The sequence below is a fragment of the Pseudoalteromonas sp. A22 genome, from assembly GCF_018141345.1.
GTDB classification, from domain to species: Bacteria; Pseudomonadota; Gammaproteobacteria; order Enterobacterales; family Alteromonadaceae; genus Pseudoalteromonas; species Pseudoalteromonas maricaloris.
Genome location: NZ_CP047238.1, coordinates 366,075 through 389,032 on the forward strand (window position 1 = coordinate 366,075; position 22,958 = coordinate 389,032).

At 44.3% G+C, this 22,958-nt stretch carries 21 protein-coding genes; 12 read left to right on the top strand and 9 right to left on the bottom strand.

All coding sequences use genetic code 11. The features are described 5' to 3' along the window. Positions 1-9 precede the first annotated feature (9 nt). Positions 10-390 carry a hypothetical protein gene (locus GSF04_RS06540; RefSeq protein WP_211859087.1) on the top strand — a complete coding sequence of 127 codons (381 nt, stop codon included), beginning with the start codon at positions 10-12 and terminating at the stop codon, positions 388-390. 118 nt (positions 391-508) lie between these two features. Continuing rightward, entirely contained in the window at positions 509-1,678 is a 1,170-nt protein-coding gene (locus GSF04_RS06545; protein WP_211859088.1) for a DUF3103 family protein, read from the top strand. 58 nt (positions 1,679-1,736) lie between these two features. Here the strand turns inward: GSF04_RS06545 and GSF04_RS06550 are convergent, their stop codons facing one another. Then, the gene (locus GSF04_RS06550) at positions 1,737-3,347 is read right to left on the bottom strand and encodes an endonuclease (RefSeq protein WP_045990439.1); all 1,611 of its coding nucleotides are present in this window, start codon (positions 3,345-3,347) and stop codon (positions 1,737-1,739) included. 300 nt (positions 3,348-3,647) lie between these two features. Between GSF04_RS06550 and GSF04_RS06555 the strand changes: the two genes are divergently transcribed. From GSF04_RS06555 to GSF04_RS06575, 5 genes are all read left to right on the top strand, one after another. Continuing rightward, positions 3,648-5,465, top strand: a complete 1,818-nt coding sequence (locus GSF04_RS06555) for an assimilatory sulfite reductase (NADPH) flavoprotein subunit (RefSeq protein ID WP_211859888.1) — start codon at positions 3,648-3,650, stop codon at positions 5,463-5,465. A 44-nt stretch (positions 5,466-5,509) separates the two neighbouring features. Then, a complete protein-coding gene (cysI, locus tag GSF04_RS06560) occupies positions 5,510-7,231 on the top strand; it encodes an assimilatory sulfite reductase (NADPH) hemoprotein subunit (protein ID WP_211859089.1) in 1,722 nt (573 codons plus the stop codon). Between the two features lie 38 nt (positions 7,232-7,269). Continuing rightward, positions 7,270-8,010: a phosphoadenylyl-sulfate reductase gene (locus GSF04_RS06565; RefSeq protein WP_039494589.1), complete on the top strand. Its 741-nt coding sequence runs from the start codon at positions 7,270-7,272 to the stop codon at positions 8,008-8,010. Between the two features lie 104 nt (positions 8,011-8,114). Further along, a complete protein-coding gene (locus tag GSF04_RS06570; RefSeq protein ID WP_249122441.1) occupies positions 8,115-8,882 on the top strand; it encodes an amino acid ABC transporter substrate-binding protein in 768 nt (255 codons plus the stop codon). A gap of 13 nt (positions 8,883-8,895) precedes the next feature. Beyond that, on the top strand, positions 8,896-9,435 hold the full coding sequence (locus GSF04_RS06575) for a DUF4124 domain-containing protein (protein WP_039494586.1): 540 nt from the start codon (positions 8,896-8,898) through the stop codon (positions 9,433-9,435). On the opposite strand, the gene GSF04_RS06580 is transcribed toward GSF04_RS06575, so the two are convergent. From GSF04_RS06580 to GSF04_RS06585, 3 genes are all read right to left on the bottom strand, one after another. After that, positions 9,432-10,517 (bottom strand): NAD(P)/FAD-dependent oxidoreductase, encoded by a 1,086-nt coding sequence (locus tag GSF04_RS06580; RefSeq protein WP_211859090.1) that lies wholly within the window; start codon positions 10,515-10,517, stop codon positions 9,432-9,434. The two genes, GSF04_RS06575 and GSF04_RS06580, sit on opposite strands and share 4 nt — an antisense overlap. A 71-nt stretch (positions 10,518-10,588) precedes the next feature. Beyond that, on the bottom strand, positions 10,589-10,807 hold the full coding sequence (locus GSF04_RS23325; RefSeq protein ID WP_249122442.1) for a hypothetical protein: 219 nt from the start codon (positions 10,805-10,807) through the stop codon (positions 10,589-10,591). 77 nt (positions 10,808-10,884) lie between these two features. Continuing rightward, on the bottom strand, positions 10,885-11,322 hold the full coding sequence (locus GSF04_RS06585) for a hotdog fold thioesterase (RefSeq protein ID WP_010376255.1): 438 nt from the start codon (positions 11,320-11,322) through the stop codon (positions 10,885-10,887). Between the two features lie 95 nt (positions 11,323-11,417). Between GSF04_RS06585 and GSF04_RS06590 the strand changes: the two genes are divergently transcribed. Beyond that, positions 11,418-12,179, top strand: a complete 762-nt coding sequence (locus tag GSF04_RS06590) for a hypothetical protein (protein WP_130125750.1) — start codon at positions 11,418-11,420, stop codon at positions 12,177-12,179. A gap of 49 nt (positions 12,180-12,228) precedes the next feature. Here the strand turns inward: GSF04_RS06590 and acnA are convergent, their stop codons facing one another. Then, the gene (acnA, locus tag GSF04_RS06595; RefSeq protein WP_211859091.1) at positions 12,229-14,964 is read right to left on the bottom strand and encodes an aconitate hydratase AcnA; all 2,736 of its coding nucleotides are present in this window, start codon (positions 14,962-14,964) and stop codon (positions 12,229-12,231) included. 268 nt (positions 14,965-15,232) lie between these two features. After that, entirely contained in the window at positions 15,233-15,601 is a 369-nt protein-coding gene (locus GSF04_RS06600) for an RNA-binding S4 domain-containing protein (RefSeq protein ID WP_211859092.1), read from the bottom strand. 198 nt (positions 15,602-15,799) lie between these two features. Between GSF04_RS06600 and GSF04_RS06605 the strand changes: the two genes are divergently transcribed. Both GSF04_RS06605 and GSF04_RS06610 read left to right on the top strand, forming a co-directional pair. Next, a complete protein-coding gene (locus GSF04_RS06605) occupies positions 15,800-16,069 on the top strand; it encodes a hypothetical protein (RefSeq protein WP_010376248.1) in 270 nt (89 codons plus the stop codon). Positions 16,070-16,153: 84 nt separating this feature from the next. Then, positions 16,154-16,816 (top strand): hypothetical protein, encoded by a 663-nt coding sequence (locus GSF04_RS06610; protein ID WP_211859093.1) that lies wholly within the window; start codon positions 16,154-16,156, stop codon positions 16,814-16,816. Here the strand turns inward: GSF04_RS06610 and GSF04_RS06615 are convergent. Next, positions 16,793-17,773, bottom strand: a complete 981-nt coding sequence (locus GSF04_RS06615; protein WP_249122443.1) for an extracellular solute-binding protein — start codon at positions 17,771-17,773, stop codon at positions 16,793-16,795. The genes GSF04_RS06610 and GSF04_RS06615 overlap by 24 nt on opposite strands. Positions 17,774-17,929: 156 nt before the next feature. Between GSF04_RS06615 and GSF04_RS06620 the strand changes: the two genes are divergently transcribed. Both GSF04_RS06620 and GSF04_RS06625 read left to right on the top strand, forming a co-directional pair. Next, a complete protein-coding gene (locus GSF04_RS06620; protein ID WP_249122444.1) occupies positions 17,930-20,587 on the top strand; it encodes an EAL domain-containing protein in 2,658 nt (885 codons plus the stop codon). Between the two features lie 133 nt (positions 20,588-20,720). Then, a complete protein-coding gene (locus GSF04_RS06625) occupies positions 20,721-21,551 on the top strand; it encodes an arylamine N-acetyltransferase (RefSeq protein WP_211859095.1) in 831 nt (276 codons plus the stop codon). 34 nt (positions 21,552-21,585) lie between these two features. Here the strand turns inward: GSF04_RS06625 and cysQ are convergent, their stop codons facing one another. Continuing rightward, a complete protein-coding gene (gene cysQ, locus GSF04_RS06630) occupies positions 21,586-22,356 on the bottom strand; it encodes a 3'(2'),5'-bisphosphate nucleotidase CysQ (RefSeq protein WP_039494571.1) in 771 nt (256 codons plus the stop codon). 3 nt (positions 22,357-22,359) lie between these two features. Beyond that, complete coding sequence (gene cysC, locus GSF04_RS06635) at positions 22,360-22,956, bottom strand: adenylyl-sulfate kinase (protein WP_193522334.1); 597 nt, start codon at positions 22,954-22,956, stop codon at positions 22,360-22,362. Between the last annotated feature and the right edge of the window lie 2 nt (positions 22,957-22,958).

A 22,958-nucleotide genomic window follows, 5' to 3' on the forward strand; every position in this document is an offset into this window, starting at 1 on the left:
TTTTAATACATGTCTGAAATTCAATTTTTAAATGTCGATTTGGAACTGGAGTCAAAGCAGGATATTAGTGCGCTAGTTTCGGATTTAAAGAAAAATGCTATCGTGCTGCATTACGATCAAGATGACTATCGTCAATTGGCTCGCATCGAAGCAAATACCAATGAATTAACCTCTGACAAAGCGATTAACCAACTGTGTGAGTTAATTGAGTCTTGCTCTAAAGCGGCACTTAAGCAATGGCTAGGTTGTACTAAGCGAACTTTTGATATTGGCTTTAACTCAGGCAAGTCACCCAAGTGCTTTTCGCAAGCACTACAGGCCGATACGTTGCTTAGGATCTCTGCAATAGGTGCCGGTATAGAAATTACTATCTACCCAGTAGAAGAATAAAAACTCTAAAAGCTAGATTAAATTGTTTTATATGTTAACTATGTTAATGTATTGATAATTTGTTTTTGTTGTTTTATCTTGTTTATTCCATAACACGGATTATTTCTAGGAACGCAAGATGAAACAACATGTAACCCTCTCTACCCTAATGATAGCCATGCTCGGCGGAATGTCTTTCGCAAGTTCTGCGGCAGGCAAGGTTAATCTTAATACCTACAGTTCACTTAAGCAGCTTGATAAATTTAACGCTGCACCAGTTCAAGTTACTGATATAAAGAAGCAAATTGCGAAAAAATTAGCGCTATCACTTAATCACGTAGGCCCCCAAGTTCAAAGTCAACTTAGCCAGTATCAGGATGCAGTTTCACTGGAGCAGCTACAAGTTCAGGGGTCAACTAAGCAGCTCATGACAGAAGCGAGCCAGTACACTCGCTCGTTAAAAGGCCTGACTGACTATAGCTCTAATCTATATCAGCTGCGTATTGCTTCTAGCGAAATGCTAACAAAGTGGCAACAAGGTGAAGCGCCATTAATTGCTTTTGCGCCTAAAGGTGATGATAAGCACTGGCAATATGTCGAGGCCTTTGATGAGCAAGGTCAATTGCATTTACTTGACGCACATACAATGCCAGAGCGACCCGTGCTAATCGTTGAACTTGATAGCAATAAGGTAAAACAAGAAGGCATTCAGGTAATGAAGCAAGTATTTGCCAAGCAAGGCTTAGCAATGCCATCAACCGCTGTGCAGAGCAACGATGATGCTGAGCCGATTTCAACCAGTGTATTGAAGAAAATCAGACTAAATGACGATGAAGAGCCTTGGGTATCTGGGGCTGCGGAAGTTTACGGCATTGTAACAGGCGTCAACCCATCCCGAGATGAGCCCGTTTTAGATATTGTGGACATGCCATATTTGGACCACGATGGTACGGACTATACGCCTAATCAAATTATCATTCACTGGGAGCGATATCGTTGGCAAGCGGCAGATTTATTGCTGATGGAGCAAGACGACAATACTAACTATCAAGAATTAGCAACAACACTTTTGGATATTGTGACGCAAGTGATGCGCGCTATTCCTGATCCCAATGTTCAAGGCTATGCGATTATCCCGCAACTGACGAATCAATTGATCAAAGCGATGCCAAGCCATTGGTTTACTAACGATGATGACTACGTTGATGTGTTTTACACTTTGTTTGAAGGACAAACTTACAACGGGCATATGGGCGCAAGTGGTAATGCTAAAGTGACGATTGAGCCACTTACAATTAACCCTCGCTAAATATTAGCCAAAATGATGTTATTGAAAAAGGCCAGTTATTGGCCTTTTTTATTTATAGTTACCAAATTGCTTCGACAAACTCTGGATGGTCTACAAATGGATTTCGGTTACCCTGAAATTCATAAGCCGCTTGGTTGCGCGCTTGCTCTAGGGCATCGACAGGATCTTCGTTATGCCATCTTTTTAGCATGTTGACGACCCAAGTTTCGAAGACTTGCTGTTGTGTGCCATTGAGTACCGCATTGCTGTAGCTGGTATTATTTTGCCAATTTGCAATCACATCTTGATAACGCGTTGCCATATAGAAGTAGGCACGAGCAAAATCTCCTTTGAAACTATCAATAGGCTCAAATACGGTACCGCTGTAGTTAATACCAGATGCTGAACCTAAGCGACTACCATTACTTGAGGTATAAGAAGCGCTTCCTACTTCACCAAATGGATAGTTACTACGCTTAGAATTTACATAACCATCGGAAGCAAAAATATGATGGATATCTGAATTCATCGGTTCTACTTGGCCACCAAACCAAGATTTAGGGAATGAGTGTTCACGATTATAGCAATCGCCCTCGCCGCTGTAACTGCCGCATTGTGATCCGGTAGAGACATAAGTAACACTATCATTTGCCGTTGGCTTTTCAGAGTAGCGATCTAATATACTGTTATCTTTTTCAAAATAGCGGTCGCGCTCGTTCTGATCGATAAAGCTCCAAATAGCAGAATATCCTTGTGATTGGTGGTTACGAATAATCTGGTGTAACTCTGTTTTCAGTGCATAACCGCTCAGTCCAGCAGCAGAGGCATAGTAACCATCGCCTGAAGGGGGAGGTGTAGTTGTGCCAAGCGTAAAGGTATGATCTTGACGATTGCTGAACTGGCCGCCGGAAGCAAGCGTTGTACCAGCGTGCGTTAAGGTATACTGGCCATTACCATTGGTGCAACAAATTCCGTCGCCATAGCTGTCTAAAATCGTAAAGGTATAGCTACCGTCGTTAAGGCATAAGTTTTCATTTACCGATTGATTATTGCTATAGCCACTACCACTAGCAACGGTTGTGTTTGCTGTATTAGTGATTTGCCAGCTTGTTTCACTACCATAATTATCGGTCATCAAAGCGAGAGTGACACTATTATTTTGACAGCTCTGAGGTGGCTCTGGTGTGGTAGAAGTTGGGCCAAAGCCGTCAACGTAGACAGTTTCATTACCGTCAAAACCACTGCCATCGTAAAAACGTAAGCCAACATTAATCGCAGTGGTTGCAGTTGCGGTATAGGTATAGCTAAGTTGTTGCCACTGCCCGACATTGAACTGATCTGAATAACCATGATAGCCGTCCACCACTAATCGTGCTTTGACGCCACCTTCCGTGTGATAGACCCAAGTGCTAAATTGATAGCTTTTACCTGCTTCAACGTTTACTTGCTGTTGTAAGTCTGTGCTACTTTGTGTTGCAGTAGTTACCTGCACCGCAGCGGCAAGATTACCGTCTTTTATTGGTGTCGTAACCGAGCTAAGTGTGATGCCCGAGTCTATCGTCGTCCATCCACTAGGGACTTGACCGCTCCAGCTCTCGAAACTGCCATTTGTAACTTCTGCAGCAGCGCTTAAGCTGAGTATTGAGCAATAAGAACTGAGTATTAGGTTTATATATTTCCCGTGTTTCATTTTTAGTCTCATTATTATGATTATCTGTATTATTGATTTGTCTGTGTATGACAGTTTGATTTTGCATCAAAACTGTTACGGCAATGTTAAACTTTTTAACGGTTAAATATCGAACTTCTTTTAATCTGTTTTCTTTGGACTTTTCAATCTTCAATAACTAAAAGGAATATAAAAGCAGATTCTATTCTTTTTGATCTCTCAATTTGCCACGTATGCTTCACGCTAATAAAAGTAGGCTACGCTGCGTGCGAGCCAGTTATGCAATGAGCAAGCAAAACCTTTTGGGTACGGGGATCCATGATGTTGTTAAGTCAACTTAATGCTGCAGCAAGTCCGCTGACACATGAACAACTGCAAAAACTACAAGGCTTAGTTGGAGAGTTAAATCCAATCCAACAGGCATGGGTAAGTGGCTATTTAGCCGCAACCGCAAATTCAGCTGCATTATCAGGTATTGCTGGACAAGCAACAGCGGGCGCTGACGAGTCTGCACCTCTGACTATTTTATTTGGTTCACAAACTGGTAACGCAAAAGGGGTTGCAAACCAAATTAAAGCTCAGGCGGAAGCGCGTGGCTTGACGACTAAGTTGGTCAATATGGCTGACTACAAACCTGCCAACCTGAAGAAAGAGAAGTTCTTAGTGATTGCTGTCTCTACTTACGGTGAGGGTGAGCCACCAGAAGATGCAGAAGCATTGCATGAATTCTTAGCTGGTAAGAAGGCGCCTAAACTGGAAGGTGTAAAGCAAGCTGTGATTGGCCTTGGTGATTCAAGTTATGAATTCTTCTGCCAAACAGCAAAGGATTTTGAAGCGCGGTTGGCTGCCCTTGGCGCTGAAATTGTTGTGCCACGTGCTGACTTAGATGTGGATTACGAGGCTGAAGCGGAGGCGTGGATCGCACAGGCGCTAGATGCGTTGGAGCCTGCGCTTAAAGCTCAGCAGCAAGCAGGTGGTGGTAATGTTATCAGCATGCCGTTTGGTGCTCCTCAGGCCGCAGCTAGTCAATATACAAAGCAAAACCCATTCGCGGCCGAGCTGAGTGTGGTACAAAAGATCACTGGCAGAAACTCAAGTAAAGATGTGCGTCACATTGAAATTTCCCTTGAAGGCTCTGATATCACCTATCAGCCGGGTGATTCACTTGGCGTGTATTTCTTAAATGACCCACAAGAAGTGGCGGCGGTGATCGATGTCTTAAAACTCGACAAAGCACAAACCGTTAAAATAGGTGAACTCACCGTTTCATTAGAAACGGCGTTGATTGAACATCTTGAGCTAACACAGTCCTATCCTGGCTTTGTTGAGAAGTATGCGATTGCGACTGGGAATGAGGAACTAAGCGCACTTGCAAACGATAAAGCGGCATTGCGTGCTTATATCGAAGAACGTCAAATCTTTGATGTGATTAAGCAAAATCCTGCCAACATTGAGGCGCAAGCGCTAGTTGATTGTTGTCGCAAATTACAAGCGCGCCTGTACTCTATCGCGTCAAGCCAAGCTGAGGTGGAAGAAGAGGTGCATTTAACCGTAGGTTTAGTTGAATTTGATACCTTTGGTGAAAAGCATTTTGGCGGCTGCTCAGGTTATTTAGCGAATCGTGCTGAAGAAGGCACGAAAGTGAAAGTATTCAGTGAGCACAACGATAACTTTAGATTACCTGTCGACAATGCCACACCTGTGATCATGGTTGGTCCAGGTACAGGTATCGCACCGTTCAGAGCCTTCTTGCAAGAACGTGAGGCGCGTGACGCTGAGGGTGAAAACTGGCTGTTCTTTGGTAATCCACACTTTACGGAAGATTTCCTTTATCAAGTAGAAATTCAAAAGTATGTAAAGTCGGGTTTATTAACACATGTAGATTTGGCATTTAGCCGTGATCAGGCAGAAAAGATTTACGTGCAAGATAGACTGCGCGAGAAGGGCGAAGCTGTATTTGCATGGCTTGAAAAGGGCGCTCATTTTTATGTCTGTGGTGACGCTAGCAGAATGGCCAAAGATGTACACCAAGCACTTATCGACATCATTAAAACCCATGGAGGGAAAGATGATGAACAAGCTGAGCAATATCTTAAAGCATTGCGTAGCGCAAACCGTTATCAGAAAGACGTTTACTAACGCGTCTTGTTATACCGTCAGCCAATTTTAATGTAGGAAAGACAATGAGCAACTCTGAAATCAAACCGAATAGTAAGCTCGATGCAAACGCAAAGTTTTCTGATAATGAGCGTTTGAAGTCACAAAGTGCCCACTTACGTGGCACAATTTCAACGGATCTGACCGATCAACTAACCGGTGGCTTTACTGCGGATAACTTCCAATTGATCCGTTTCCACGGTATGTATCAGCAAGATGACCGCGATATCCGCCCAGAGCGTACTAAGCAACGCCTTGAGCCACTGCATAACGTGATGCTTCGAGCTCGTATGCCTGGCGGTATCATAAAACCACATCAGTGGTTGGCGATTGATGAGTTTGCAGCGGATAAAACCATGTATGGCAGCATTCGTCTGACAACGCGTCAAACTTTCCAGTTCCACGGTGTATTGAAGCCAAACATCAAAGGGATGCACCAGCTGCTGAATAGCGTAGGTATCGATTCTATTGCGACGGCGGGTGATGTAAACCGCAACGTGTTGTGTACAACTAACCCGGTTGAATCCGAGTTACACCAAGAAGCATACGAGTGGGCGGCTAAAATTTCAGAGCACTTGCTACCCAAAACCAAAGCTTACGCTGAAATCTGGTTGAACGGTGAAAAAACCGAGACAACGGCAGAGCCGATTTTGGGCGATACGTATTTACCACGTAAGTTCAAAACCACCGTTACTATTCCGCCAAACAATGAAGTCGATGTGCATGCCAATGACCTTAACTTTGTTGCTATCGCAGATGAAGGCAAGCTAGTTGGCTTTAACGTGCTTGTGGGTGGTGGTTTGGCGATGACCCATGGTGACGTTAATACCTATCCACGTAAAGCAGATGACCTTGGCTTTATTCCGCTTGAGCATACACTTGCCGTTGCTGAGCATGTGGTTTCTGTGCAACGTGACTGGGGTAACCGAGTAAACCGTAAAAATGCAAAAACTAAATATACGCTAGATACATTTGGCACTGAGGCGTTTAAAGCGGAAGTTGAAAACCGTGCCGGTATGACGTTTGAGCCAAGCCGTCCTTATGAATTCACTCACCGTGGCGACCGCTTTGGTTGGGTTGAAGGTATTGATGGTAAGCATCACTTAACGGTGTTTATCGAAAATGGCCGTATTTTAGATTTCCCAGATAAACCACTTAAAACAGGTTGTCGCAAAATTGCAGAGATCCACAAAGGGGATTTCCGCATGACTGCAAACCAAAACTTAATTATTGCTGGAGTTGCAGCTGAGGATAAAGCGCAAATCGAACAAATTGCCCGCGAGCATGGTTTGATAGATAGCAAACATTCAGAACAGCGCAAAAACTCGATGGCGTGTGTATCGCTACCGACGTGTCCACTTGCGATGGCTGAGGCGGAGCGCTATTTACCTGAGCTTGTGACAAAGGTAGAAGAGCTGCTCGCCAAGCATGAGGTTGCTGAAGAGAATATTATCCTTCGTGTAGTTGGCTGCCCTAACGGCTGTGGCCGAGCGATGCTAGCTGAGGTTGGATTCGTGGGTAAAGGACCAGGTAAATACAATATGTATTTAGGTGGTAACCGTGCTGGTACTCGCATTCCTAAGCTGTACTTGGAGAATGTTGGCGAAGACGTCTTCCTGCCAGCGCTAGATGAGTTGATTGGTCAGTGGGTCGGTGAGCGCAACGAAGGTGAATGTTTTGGTGACTATGTCATCCGCAAAGAAATCGTTGCGGAAGTAAAAGTGTCAAAAACTGATTTCCACGCTTGATTTAGAACGGGCAGCTACGCTGCCCATTGGATGAGAAAATGAGTGATTTTAAGCAAATATTGACTCTGGACAGTGCAACTCAGCAGATGCTACTCGCGGATGCTAATGCCCTACTGAGTGATAAAACTGCCGAGCAGAGAGTGGCTTGGGCACTGGAAAACTTACCGGATACTCACTTTTTGTCTTCTAGTTTCGGTATTCAAGCTGCGGTTATGTTACATCTTTTGACTCAGCAGCAGCCTGATATTCCCGTGGTACTTACTGATACGGGCTATTTGTTTCCTGAGACGTATCAATTTATAGAATCACTGTCAGAGCGTTTGGCACTCAATCTTAAGATATATCGTGCTAAGCAGAGTCCTGCTTGGCAAGAGGCGGTGTATGGTAAGTTATGGGAGCAAGGCGAAGAAGGGATTAAAAAATACAATACGCTAAACAAAGTTGAGCCGATGACTCAAGCGTTACGTGAACTTAGCGCAGGCACTTGGTTCAGTGGCTTACGTCGCCAACAGTCTTCAACGCGTGCGGATAAGCCAATCGTTGAGCTCAGTCGCGGCACGGTCAAGTTTTACCCTATTATTGACTGGCATAATCGTGATGTTTATCAATATCTTACAAAGTTTGATTTGCCTTATCACCCGCTCTGGGAGCAAGGCTATGTTTCTATGGGGGATGTTCACACTACTCGTAAGCTTGAACCTGGCATGACAGAGGAAGAAACACGTTTCTTCGGTCTAAATCGTGAGTGTGGGTTGCATATTGATGGTGATGGTATTTAGATCCGCAATGTATATTTAGTAGATTTGAGTGTGGCTGGTTTTTTGACTTGGAAATTCCCAGCGATCGGTCATACTTAGTCTATTATTTGTTCAAGGTCTTGGAGGTGGCTTTGATCTACTTTCCAAAGACGATGTTATTATTGCTACTTTGTTGTACCTTGTCTTTTGCTGGCTACGCTAAAACCGCGGAAGAAAGCAAAACGTTTATCAACTTTGCAGTGCAGTATTATCCTCCCTTTATTATCGAACATGCCCAAGAGCAGGGTGTGCTTATCGATATTTTCGAGCTGTTTGCAGCACAATATCATTACCAACCAAATTACCCTGTGTATCCAGAAAAGCGTTCGTCTGTAGAAATCGAGCGAGGAAATGTTGATGTGCGGATGGAGTCTGAACATTGGTATCGTGGCACAATGCAAATGTGTTGGAGCGCGCCAATTTACACAATTGAAGATGTCTTTGTTACACACAAGCAGGCTGAACAATTTGATGTCAACGGCTTAAATGAGCATCTATTTTTAGGTCGATTTGGTTACACCTATCCTCAGTTAGAGCCGTATTTTGACAGTAATTTGCTGCAGCGCAAAGACTACTACTCAGAGTTTGATATCTTATCCGTGCTTGCAGGCGGAAGTGACAAAAGTCTCGCTTTTTCTATTGTTGGCGAACCAACACTGCGTTGGTTACAGCTGAAATATCCAGTATTAAAAAGTACTATCAGCGTGCGCGGCGTTTCGGATGTGGCGCCTTTACAATTGCAGTTTGGTCGCACTCAAAGAGCGAAAAAATTGTGTGATGACTTCAATCACTTTTATGCTGACTTTAAAAAAACGGAGCAATTTAAGCAGATACTGTTAAAGTATGGGCTCTAAGGAAAGTCAGAGTATGAAGATGAAAGCCGCAAGTTACTTGATGATTATGATAATGCTGGTGGCGTTAGCCAGTTTGTTTGTATTGAAGCGTCCTGATGGCAAGCCATGGTTAAATGTAAATTCGTTGACCAACAAGGTTGAGCAGCAGGTAACAGAATTAACGGTTCAAGGTGTGACAGCGCTTGATAAAGTGAAAACCCACACGAAGGAGCTTGTGAGTGACGACACTCAGCAATCTACATCTGGGGTGCAAGTGTATCGTTGGCAGGACGCCAAAGGACAATGGCATTACTCTGATAAACCCAATCCAAACGGCGAGTCGCAGCACTATCAATTAGACGAGCGCAAAATTACCGTGATAGCAGCCGAAGACACAAGCATTCTGAATAAACAGCCAGAGCAAGCCGTAAGTAAAGAAGCTGCTTCGGCATTACCAACGGCATTAAATCCAAAAGCGGTAAAACAGGTGATGGAAGATGCGAAAAACATTCAGCAGCTGATGGATGATAGAACGAAACAGCTTGAAAAGGCACTGGAGGAAAACCAGCGCTAAAGTCGTTGTTCAATATATTCTGCAATGGCGAGACTTGCGGTCAATCCCGGTGACTCAATCGCCATTAAGTTAACAAAGCCTGATATTCCATGGGTTGCCTCGAACTGAATTACAAAGTCACTTTGCTTTTCTTTGCTTAATTTAGGTCTTATCCCAGTGTAATCCGCTGTCAGTCTATTCTCATCCAGAGCCGGCCAGTATCGCTTTATTGCGGTGACAAAGCGCGCTTTTTGGGAGTCATCAAACTGATAATCAATGTTTTCAATATAGTCGGTATCAGGGCCAAACTTGAGTTGCCCTGCTAAATCTAATGTCGCGTGTACGCCCAATCCATGCGTGTTAGGTAGAGGATAGATGAGCTGTTGAAAAGGGTGCTTACCTTGATAGCGATAGTAACGGCCGCGACAATAATAGGCGATGGCTTTGTCGCTATCACCGGTAATTTTATTGAGTACATCGGGGGCGTTCAGCCCAGCGCTGTTTATCAGCTGGCTACAGCCCATTTCGAACTGCTCGCCATCGCAGCGCAACGCAACAATAAAATCACTGCCTAATTGCTGTGCGTGCATAAACTTACTTTGCGTCGCAACAATCCCCCCATTACTTTCTATCTCAGCGATGAGTGACAGCATAAATTGGTGGCTGTCTACAATGCCGGTGGAGGGAGAGAATAGTGCGCTATGTATTTTCAAATAGCTGAGCTGTTGCTTGATAGTCTTGGATGAAGCAAAGTCAAGATCCGTGACTGAGTTAGCATGGGCACGCGTCTTAATTTGTTCTAGGCTTTGCGCTTCCTCTTCGGTTGTCGCAACAATGAATTTACCGAGTCGCTGAAAGGGGATGTTTAGCTGTTCACAGTGTGTGTAAAGGAGTGCTTTTCCTCGCACGCAGAGCTGGTGCTTTAAGCTACCATAAGGGTAGTAAATGCCGGCATGGATCACTTCACTATTACGGCTACTCGTATGCTCACCTACACGAGATTCTTTATCGATAACAATAACGCTGCGGCTCTGGCTGAGTTTTGCTGCTATCGCTAAGCCTACAACGCCAGCGCCAATAATTAGGGTGTCGACCTTTTCCACAAACTGAGTACCTTTATAAACCTAGACGCTCAGGGTGCAGTAAAACCAACCCAATATCAAGCTGGTATACGCTAATCTCGGTGCTCTCGACGCATTAGTAAAATGGTCAGATATATTTTAGTCGGTAAAGAACAAATAAGACCGAGCGCGACACAGCTCGCACCAATTATAAAACCGCTCGGACCAAGATCATTCAGCCAGTCGCTCGTTAACATAGTGTGGCCTATGAAAATTAAAATCAATCCCGCCACAATGAGTATATGCAGAGGCCAAAGCTTTTGAGTTGACACAGTACCACCTCACTATTCTTTGTGTTGCAATAATAATGAGATGGGTTTGGTTTTTTATAGTTGTGATAGATCAAGTTTTAGCGTGATACTACGGCGGCGGTCATTCTGGAAATGCAGCATAGTTCATTGCGACTGTTAGTGATGCGGATCTCCCATACAGATGAACGTTTACCGAGATGTACAGGCTTAGCAATGGCTGTGAGTATGCCTGTTCTTGATGCTTTTAAGTGATTAGCATTGATCTCTTGCCCAACACAGTAGAATTGTTCGGTATCTACAACAAAGTTTGCTGCGTAACTAGCAACGGTTTCCGCTAAAGCAACGTTTGCGCCGCCATGGACCATACCCATGGGATTATGATGCTCTGGAATGGCAGGCATAGTCGCAACCAAGTAGTCGTCACCTACCTCGCTGATTTCTATTCCTAACGTTTTCATGAGCGTACCTTTACCCGTCATGCCATCTTCCAGCTTTTTGCATAACTCTACACTTACGGGTTTGAACCAGATTGCCATACTTGTCTCTCTTTTGAATACATATGCTTACATTTTTTTACTATGGCGATTTTTTTTCATAGTTACAATCGTTTCATTAACATAAAGGGGAAAGTATGAAAGCATTATCGCTGATAGGACTGTTATTTTATTCAGGCTTCAGTATAGCTAACTCTCACGAAGTAAGTGTTGGCTTCGGAGAGTTTTTAGAGATTGAGGATGGATTCTTAGGTGTTCAGTATCGACACTATCTTACTGAGTTAAAGAATGATGGCACACCCTATGGTTTACAGGGGTACCTGCAAAAGAGTAACAACTTCTCTGTAGGTGGTTTTAAAAATGATGATTGGCATCTTTACCAAGCTGATGCGGAATTCTTTATTGGACGAGACTGGCGAGTTGCTGTAGATGTAACTCAATTTAGAGATGACTCTGCACTTTTTACTGCGACGCGAGATACGATAGCGCTGGTACAAGTGGGACGTTTTGTTAGTGAGAACATGCAGCTTGGGGTTACGTTCATCGGTGAGCGTTCAGAATTTGATAACTACGGAGTGGATGAACGAGATACAGAAACGGCAATAGCGCCATTTTTTCGTTATACAGAGATTGATAATGGCGTTGGATGGGATGTAAAAATGCAAAAAGTTGCAGCAGATATCGACTTTTGGCAGATCCATGCCGGTTATTATTTGGCTAAGGACTGGCAAGTGTCTGTATCAGCTCGATTGCGTGAAGATGATTTTGACCAATCCGTAGTGGAATTACAGACCGATTATTGGTTTAGTTCACAATCGGCGCTGAAGTTTGGTATTGGCAGTGCGTTTGATGATGGTGGTATCAATACCATTACGCTGATTTACACTCGCAGGTTTTAAAAAAGACGGCCGGTGCCGTCTTTTCCATTAAAGTATTACCAAAAGAGACCTATAACATTTGCCTCAATACATACTGCAAAATACCGCCGTGTTGGTAGTACTCCCACTCTTTAGGGGTATCGATCCGGATATCCGCCGAAAACTTGATTTCTTTGCCATCTGCATTTGTTGCCGTGACTATCACTTCGGTTGATGTGTCGTATATCCCTTCAATTTCAAACTCTTCTTCGCCAGTTAATCCCAGCTCTTCGTGGCCATCATCCGGTTTAAATTGTAGCGGCAACACTCCCATACCAATGAGGTTCGAACGGTGAATACGTTCGTAGCTTTTAGCAAGTACGGCTTTAATCCCAAGTAGTAGAGACCCTTTAGCAGCCCAGTCTCGTGATGAACCCGTGCCGTACTCACTGCCCGCGAGTACAACGAGTGGCGTATTCCGCTGCTGATATTGCTCTGCCGCATCGAAAATACTCATAAGTTCGCCCTCCGGTAACAGGCGAGTAATACCACCCTCGGTACCTGGAGCCAATTGATTGCGTAAGCGTACGTTTGCAAACGTACCTCGCATCATGATTTCGTGGTTACCACGACGCGAACCATAAGAGTTAAAATCAGCTTGCTTCACTCCTTGCGCTTGTAAATACTCCCCAGCTGGTGCCGAAGCTTTAATATTACCTGCTGGAGAAATGTGGTCAGTCGTCACTGAGTCGCCCAGTTTAGCGAGACAGCGTGCGCCTTTGATACTGGGGATCCCTGGTGGCTCTTTACTCATATCATCAAAGAAAGGGGCTTTTCGAATATAAGTAGAGCTATCTTGCCAATCATAGCGCTCACTCTGATTTACCGCGATTTGTTGCCAATGTTGGTCGCCTTGGTAAACGTCTGCATAATTCTTCTCAAACATAGCTTGTGTGACTGTCTGAGACACAAGTTCACTAACTTCAGAGACCGATGGCCAAATGTTTTTTAAGAACACATCTTGGCCATCATCGGTTTGGCACAATGGCTCATTGTAGACATCGATATCAGTGCGACCTGCAAGTGCATACGCAACGACAAGTGGTGGCGAGGCGAGGAAGTTCATTTTTACATCTTGGTGGATCCGCCCCTCAAAGTTGCGGTTTCCTGATAAGATGGAACTGACAACCAGCTGATGTTTAACGATGGCTTCATTAATTTCTTTTGGTAAGGGACCTGAATTGCCGATACAAGTCGTACAGCCATAGCCCACTAAATCAAAACCTAGTTCAGCAAGTGGCTCCAATAGGTCAGCTTGTTTTAGGTAATCGGTAACTACTTTTGAGCCAGGAGCCAATGAGGTTTTCACCCAAGGCTTAGGCTTTAAGCCAAGTGCCTTTGCTTTTTGTGCAACAAGGCCTGCGGCAAGAATAACACTTGGATTAGAGGTGTTTGTGCAACTTGTGATAGCGGCAATAACACAGGCGCCATCGACCAATTCAAACTCTTGATCTTTAAATGCAACCTTACCGACGCCAAGCGTTGCGGGCTCATCTTGATCAACTCTAGAAGTCCCGCCTTCACCAACAGTGCGGGCTTCATCTTGATCTGACACGGCATTTTTTTCACTGCGCTCATGCTGGAATTCACCCAAATGGGCTTGAATTGTTTTGCCTGCGTCATTGAGAGGAATTCTATCTTGTGGGCGCTTCGGACCTGCAAGGCTCGGAACCACTGTCGCTAAGTCTAGTGTCAGTACGTCGGTGTAAAGTGGTTCATCTCCAGGTTCTCGCCACATGCCTTGATGCTTGGCATAACCTTCGATTAATGCAATTTTTTCTTCATCACGATTGGTTAGTCGTAGATATTCCAAGGTCTCGTTATCAATGGGGAAAATACCGCAGGTTGCCCCATATTCAGGTGCCATGTTGGCGATGGTGGCACGATCGGCAAGTGGTAAGTCTGCTAAACCATCGCCAAAGAACTCGACAAACTTACCCACTACGCCGTGTTCACGTAGCATTTGTGTCACGGTGAGTACCAGATCGGTTGCGGTTGTGCCTTCAGGCAACTGTCCTTCCAGTTTAAAACCAACGACCTGAGGAATGAGCAGTGAAATTGGCTGACCCAGCATGGCGGCTTCGGCCTCAATGCCGCCTACGCCCCAACCTAAAATGCCAAGGCCGTTGATCATTGTGGTATGAGAGTCGGTTCCCACTAACGTATCAGGGTAGGCGAATGGCATACCGTCGATTTCTTTTTCGAATACGACACGTGCTAAATACTCTAGGTTAACTTGGTGCACGATCCCAGTTGCGGGTGGCACCACTTTTAGATTGTCAAACGCGCCTTGCCCCCAGCGCAAAAATTCATAGCGCTCTTTGTTGCGTTGGTACTCTAACTTAGCATTAAGATCAAAGGCGCCATCGTGGCCATATTCGTCTACTTGTACAGAGTGGTCTATGACCATTTCAGCGGGTGATAAAGGGTTGATTTTATTTGGATCGCCACCGAGTTTTGCCATAGCGTCACGCATTGCAGCAAGATCCACGATGGCTGGTACGCCTGTAAAATCTTGCATCACGACGCGCGCGGGCGTAAATGCAACTTCTTTACTGGGTTTATCTTCCGGCTTCCAGTTGAGTAAGGCATCGATGTCTTGTGCAGTCACGTTCTTGCCATCTTCGTGACGCAGTAAATTTTCTAATAAAATTTTAAGCGAAAACGGTAATCTTCTTGCCCTATCGCTTAAAGCTGGAAGTGAGTGAATATGGACCTGACGCTCGCCGACGGTAAGCTGAGTCAGGGTGTTATATGAATTATTCATGCTTGACCCTTTCCTTATACCAACTGCACTTAAGATTTGCTCTATATAAGAGGGAAGTAGAGCATCCAATTAAATGAATTGGTTTTGTTCTAAAAATGCAAAACAAGGTGCATAGAATGTACCAGTTGCAGACTTGCCGTTTTTTTGTACTGCTATAGTCCTAGTGTTGATTGGGGACTTTTTCAAGGGGGAAGTGCACTTTCGCGAGGCATCGGTGCACTAAAAAGGTGAGCATTTTTGTAATTAAATACGTCAGCGTCTGGGGTTGCTAGCCAAAGGAAATGGGTTTTCGGCCTGTATTTTTGTCCACTTGTGTGTAAGATTTTCCTGACTTTTGTCGTTTTTTCTTACTCGGCATTGGTGCCGTTTCGGCGCGTGGAGTGGCAACTGCTCGCGGTTGCGGCGTTGCATCAGGTGCTAAGGTTAAATGAAATTCATCACCATCAAAATGCAGAATATCGCCTGAATAAATCTTTTTACGTTTTTGCGTACATATTTCATCGTTGACTGCTACATAACCTTCAGTGATCAATAACTTAGCATGTCCGCCAGTTTCTGCTAAGTCGAGCACTTTCAAAAGGTTACACAATTCTATCGGCTCTTCTTCGAGCTCAATTTCAATAAACCTATCTTGCATTTTTATAACCTCAACATGCCGTATTTACCTAACACAGCCAGTGTCTTATTGCCTTATACGACAGTATATAAAATTACTGCGGTGAATGACGAAACTTTTTCGTTAAATCCGGGGTCTTTAACATTATTGAAGCATTTGGTGTGTATCTTGCAGGCCGACCACGCGATTTGTTTTTATCAGTATTTTATGGAGGCAACGATGGGTATTCGCACAGCATTAAGAAAAGAGCTTATGAACGTAGATAAGACTGATCTAATGACCGCGGATGATGTACGTCACTATGTCAATGAGTCTCTCACGCAAGCCAAGGATAAGCTTTCTGTTATCTCTCGATTTAATGAGCATCATAGCCAGGTGCAAGCCGGGCTGCCAAGTCAGGAGCGGCATCTACGTCATCAACAGCATCGATTGTTTAAAGATATTCTTTACCCAAAAGCGTCTGTTGAAAATTGGTTGTCTAGGTGTTAATTTAAAGTATTAATAAGACTGAGGTTGAAGTGCACTTCCCAGATTAGGTGCATTTCAAACTGAGGCGTAACACCAAGGATGACAATGCAACGTATTTTCGCAATTGCTACTTTATTATTGAGTGGCTGCAGCACCCAAACCCTACATATCTTTGAATCCGGTCTTGATGAAGGTACTAGAGCTAACTTAGTTCAAGCGCTAGAAAGGCAAGATATTCATTATCGTTTTACCGAGCTTCCCGTACCGCTACAATATGAGAGCGCACAATTAAATATTCCACCGATGACTTCAGGCGACAAGTGGCTTAGGGATATCGAATATGTGGTGAAAAAGATTGGTTTTGATACGCTGACAATTTCAGAATTTAATATGGAAGGGCACCGTTATACTCCGAATAACGCGGGGTTGTATCTGGTGCAAAACAGAGCTGCTCAAGCATTGCCAGATCTATTGTTTGCCCACCAATGTAAAGATGATTCTATCCAATTGCAGCTGAAACCCAATGGTCATTGGCAGCAGGTTGGCACTGAGTATCGGGGGCGTTGGATCTATAAAAGTAATTCTCTTACGCTCACGTGGCATGAGAAATCCGAGCAGCACCCCTACCAGCAAGTGTATGCTGAGCGCGAACATACAGTGCAGACATTACAGGGGCCCAAGCCTGCAAAAACATTTACCCGCCAGCAGCTTTTCGATGGACCAGTGCCTGTATTTAACTGTGACTTACAAGTGATCTTTGCTGAGTGAGTTGATAACTCGCTGGGCTCGTGACACTTGCTGCAGGCCGAGTTTCACCTGTTTCGTGGCGGGGGCAAACGGAGCCGGAGCCGTTTGTGAGCTCTGAATCACAGGATATTCATGAAGCAAATTAGCATACATGGACTGAGTACTCGGTTTCAGCAAGAAATCAATAAATAGCTCGGCATTGTGTACATTGGGTGAGTGCTTTGCTATCGCAACCGTGGTGGTAGAAATAGGCGTTTTTCCTGAGTGCATTTTCAGAAAGTGGATCTCTAGCTGTTCGGCAAGTGCCTTATCGCGCTTATTTTCGGAGTGTTGCATCATGCTCCAGTAATAGTGATTCGCCAGCGCAAATTCACATTGACCTTGTGCAAGCGCTCGCAGTTGATCTCTATCTCCTCCCACTGGGCGTTTTGCTAATAGCGTATTAGCGTGGTTGAGCCATGAGGAGTCATTGCTATTTGAAGAAGCATAGAGGCTCGATGCTAACGTCAAGTTATAACTATGAGACCACTGGCGAATGCAAAACTTACCCTGATAAAGCGCTTTATCTAAATCCGAAAAGTGCTCGGGCAAGGGTGTAGAAACGCCTTTTTTACGGAATAATGCGCGTGTCCTTATCGAAACACTGATCCACCGCTTATCATCATCCTTGAGTTCATGATTTACTGCTTGCCAATTTGTGATCTTGTCGATAGGACGCAGTAGTGTTTTGTAATCATGCAACTGAATTAGATCGGAGGTGAGCAACACATCGGCCTTTGAGTCGGCGCCATCGCTTTTGAGACGCTCAAGCAGTTGTGCTGATTTACCATTTACTAGGTTTACGGTGATCCCAGTCTCTTTTTCAAATGCCTGGAGGACAGGTTGAATTAATTCATATTTTCTAAATGAATAGACGTTTACTTGCGAGGTGTGGGGCTGCTTTGCAACCGCTTGACCAAAATGTACCCAAAAGAGCAAAAAAAGGAAAAGTTTACTTTTATTCATTGCAAATAAGAATTATTATCGAATGGGTGTAGCATACAATGTTCGATGAAGATGTCCAGAATTAAACGACGCGTTTTTACAAATGCCATTCTCCAGAGTACTCAACAGGTTTTTAAGCGAAGGCTTCCTGTGCTGGGGTTCATCTTGCTGTTCGCCTGTTTGATATATGTTGGCTTGATAGCGAATGTTTACTACCAAAACCAATCAGAAAGCAAAAGTGCGCAGGAGTTGACACGATTAGAATACTTACTGGATAGTAAGTTGCAACACGTTGCTCACCTACTGTATTCGATAGACGCTTACCTCAACACCCATCAAGATGCAGACTTTTATGAGATAGCGCAATCACAGCTTACCACGGCGAATTTAGGGTTGAGTATGGAAACATACGCAGTGGTTTCACCTGATCAATTCTCCATATTAGAGAAAGTGCAGCGAGAAAGAGGGTATTTTGACTTTAAAATTAGAGGCAATCTAGATAAACAGGCTAACCAATGGTTGGTGGTTACCCGTGCTGCACCTGTGTCTGAAGTTGGTCAGACCGTCGGGCAGGCGGAGGTGCTTGAGAGAGATATTTTTGCAGAGCGGGATGAGAATGACTTAACGACCTATGTCTGGCCAAATAGGCAAAAACTCAGTGTATTGATTGAGCAACCGCGTTTTGGAGAGTTTAAAACGCTACTGGGATTAAGTTTTGAGTTACCTTTTTTATTGGATTCATTATTTGGCCAATTATATCAGCAGCGCAAGCAACACTTATTGGTCTCTTCAAAAAAAGAAATTATTTATAGCTCCGATTGGCAGAAGCGCTTCGACCTTCATAATTTAACGCCAAGTGCGGTGCACACCATTAATTTTTATGGTTTGCCCATTACCATGCAGTTGTATGATGAGGCGTGTTTACATCCAAGTTGGTTAAATAACCATAGCGTACTGATTGTACTCTTTTTAGGTATTCTGGCCGCCTGTATTTTATTGGTGTGGCTCCAGCTAAGACAACTGAAAAATCGCAATGACACCGTCAATAATTTAGTTGTTGAAAGAACTAAAAGCCTAGAGGTGTCTAAGTACAGGTTACAAGTCGAATCTAATAAACGGTTAGGGGCTTTGCAGCAACAGGTCGCTGCAGAGCGTAAATATAAAAGTTTATTCGTTAATAGCCATGAAGGCTTATTTGTACTAGACCGCCGGGGCTACATCATTGACTCCAACCCCGCTTTCAATGCGTTACTTTTTGGTGGGCGTATTCCTTCGCCAAACACAGACTTTAGTGCACTTATGCAAGACTCTGAGTGTCATGAGCAGTGGAACCAGATTGTTGCCACTAAGCAAGCTCACCAAGAAATGGAGTGGTTAGCAAAAGCAGAATCGGGAGAGCATATCTGGCTTAGACATTCTGGGCATTGGCTGCATCAACCGGATAGTTGCCTGTATGAGGGGAGAGTGACGGACATTACTCAGGCTAAACTGTTCCAAGAACAATTGCGATATAAAGCGCAACATGACAGCTTGACCGATCTGCTAAATCGTCAGAGCTTCGTGTCTTTGGTTGATAAGCTCCGTGAGCGAAAACGCGCCAAGTTTACTTTGCTATATATTGACTTAGACCGCTTTAAGCTAATAAACGATACCTTAGGCCATCAAGCCGGCGATAGGCTGCTTATCGAATTTGCAGCAAGAATGCGTATGTTGCTTAGTAGCTATGCAGATATTGCCCGGCTTGGCGGTGATGAATTCGCCGTCCTTATTTACGATGAGCATCTACATGAACCAATTGAGGGGGTGCTTGAAGATATTCTTGCGCGGATCCGAGCGCCATTTCTGTATCAGGGTAACAGCCACTGTGTTAGTGGTAGCGTTGGCGTACGCCACTTTACCGTTCCGTGTCTACATTGCGATGCTGAGAAGCTACTACATGATGCCGATATTGCAATGTATGAGGCAAAGAAGCGAGGCAAGAACACTTATCACATATTCACTAATGCTATCGCATGCGAAGCAGGTCGAAAGATCCAGATTGAGCAAGCGCTACAGGCAATAGTCATGTCTCGCGAACTAAGCCTGAATTTGCAGCCCGTTTATTGTCAAAAAGGGCAGAATTTAAAAGGGTTCGAAGCGCTACTACGCTGGAATAGCCCAACACTTGGAGAAGTAAGTCCTGCGGAATTTATTCCCATCGCAGAACAATGCGCGAAGATTTCAGAGCTTGGTCGCTGGGTATTTGATCAGGCGCTCAATTTTATCAATGCCGTAGGAGACAGCACCCTTTTTGTTGCTGTTAATGTTTCTCCGTTGCAACTCCAGTCGCAGGAATTTATCGATTGGTTAGTGTCTCGCTGTGAGGATGAAAATGTTGCGATGAAACAAATTAAGCTTGAGTTGACAGAATCCGCCATGATGGCAGAGGAAAACATGCTTATAGGGCCGCTGGAACAACTTCATCAAGCGGGATTTGGCATCTATATTGATGACTTTGGCACAGGTTATAGCAGCCTTGCCCGGCTCAATCATCTTCCCGTGGATGGCATTAAAATAGATAGGGCTTTTATGTCCGGCATTGAGCTGGGCGGTAAGGCGACGCAACTCATTGAAGCGATTTGTGCGATTGCGCACAGCTTTAACCTTGTCGTGACAGCCGAGGGTATTGAAACGGCAGCGCAGCTTGATACGTTATCAAGGCTTTATTGTCATCAAACGCAAGGCTATTTTATGTCGAAGCCACTGGTTGTGGCTGAAGCTAAATGCCTTGTTTCACCGAACAAAAAAGTGCATCAGTTATTTGCCTAGTTAACCTGAGGTTTGGATAACAAAGTGACATCTCATTAGGTGATAGAAATAATGGCTGAAAAAGTGAAAATACCTATTGACCTTAACATGGGTTGAGGTTTTAACCTGCCTCCATCAACTTTAGGAGTCAGTCATGGAATTAGAAGCGAATATCAATCAATATCTTAGCAGCTTATCGTTACAGCACTTTGTTGGGGTTGAGCTGGTCACCGAGTTACAACAAAAACACCTTTCTCGCTACGCCTTCTCAAGTATTAATGCCATGTATGGTGAGCGTCTGTTGCTTGACCCATTACCACTATTTAGCCGTTTAGTGACCAACAAACAAGGTGGCTACTGCTTTGAGCATAACAAGGTGGCATTTTTAGCGCTGCAACAGCTTGGGTTTACAGTAAGGCCGGTTCTTGCGAGAGTAATGCTAAATGGTAGCTCCTCCAATCCTCGTTCTCACCGGATGACATTGCTTAATTTGGATGGTGAGCAGTACTTGGTTGATGTAGGCTTTGGAGTGAAGTCGCCTCGTGTACCGATTAACATCAATCAGGCCTTAACTATCCAAGGTCGGCAGACTTATCAAGTACAAAAAACAGCAGACACAGTCAAAGTGACTCTGTTAGAGGAAGGAGAAGCACCGCTCACTTTATATCATGTCGATCTTGCTGAAGTGTTCGAATCCGATTGTGAAGTGGCACACTTTTATTCCCATCAACATCCTGAAGCGGCGTTTGTGAATAACTTAGTGGTCTCTCGAATTACAGATTGCCACCGTTATTTACTGCGTAATCAGAGTTATTTCGAATGGCATGAATGTGATGGCAGTGTTACTGAAACTAAAGTGGAGAGCTTTGCTCAGCTAGAGCAGTTAGTAAAAGAGACATTTTTGCTTGAAACGCCAAGAGCAGTTTTAAAAAGCGTATACGATAAAGTCCTAACTCGCGCCGCAAATAAACCAGTCGAACGTTAATTCGACTGGTTTTACGGTATTACCACCTTCTAGCTTAGTCTTCCAACCTAGAAACCACAAAATAGGGGTTAAGATACTCGGCTTTTTGATTGTAGCGCAGAGGCTCTCCATTCACTTGGCTGACCTTTGCCCCTGCGATACTTGCCACCGCGTGTCCTGCTCCGGTATCCCACTCTGAAGTTGGGCCAAGACGAGGGTAAACATCGGCTTTACTTTCGGCCACTAAGCATAACTTAAGTGAACTGCCTTTAGGCACCATGTCGACTTGCTCGAAGCGGGTAAGGTACTCGGCTAAATCTGGTGAAGGGTGTGAGCGCGAGCCAACTACTTTGATTAAACCCTGATTGGGCTTGGTGGTGACTTTGAGCTCTATGCGAGCTTCACCCGTTTGCTTGAACGCGCCAATACTTTTTTCTGCAAGGTAGCTTTCATTAAGTGCTGGAGCATGAACAACACCAAGAATGGGTTCACCGTTATTAATAAGTGCAATATTTACCGTAAATTCGCCATTTTTCTTGATGAATTCCTTGGTGCCATCAATGGGGTCAACCAGCCAATACTCTTGCCATTGTTGGCGCTCTTGCCAATCTATTCCTGCGCTTTCTTCGCTTAATATCGGCATTTCGGGAGTGAGGGTTTTAAGGCCTGCAACAATAATTTGATGTGCAGCGAGATCTGCCTCAGTGACGGGACTTTCATCTTCTTTATATTCAACATTAAAGTCCTTGGCATAAATCTCCATAATCGCTTCACCAGCGCGAATACTCAGATTTAATACTTCTTCCAGCAGATCCGTATGATTCATGACTTACCCTATTAAATTTTTTGACAGTAGATAGTGTATTAGCTGCTGGACAGATTCTTCCAGCGACTGCTCGGAAGTATTTAAACATATTTCTGGGCTAATTGGGGGCTCATACGCCGAATCTATGCCAGTAAAATGTTTTATTTCTCCTGCGCGCGCTTTTTTATACAAACCTTTAGGGTCTCGTTGCTCGCAAACCGCAAGCGGCGTATCTAGGTATACTTCAATAAACTCGCCGCTTGCGACTAAGTTACGCACCATGTCTCGTTCAGCTTGAAAAGGAGAGATAAAAGCGGTGAGTACCATTAGCCCCGCATCGACCATAAGTTTGCTGAGTTCACCCACTCGACGAATGTTTTCGACGCGGTCTTCATCACTGAACCCTAAGTCTTTACACAGTCCATGCCTGACATTATCCCCATCAAGGAGGTAGGTATGTATGCCTTTTTCTTGCAGTGCATGCTCAAGTGCATTGGCTACGGTGCTTTTACCTGAGCCTGAAAAGCCTGTAAACCACAGCACGCAAGGCTTATGACCTTTTAATTCGCTACGTTTTGTTTTATCTACGGCATAGTTATGCCAAACAATATTTTCGTCCATAC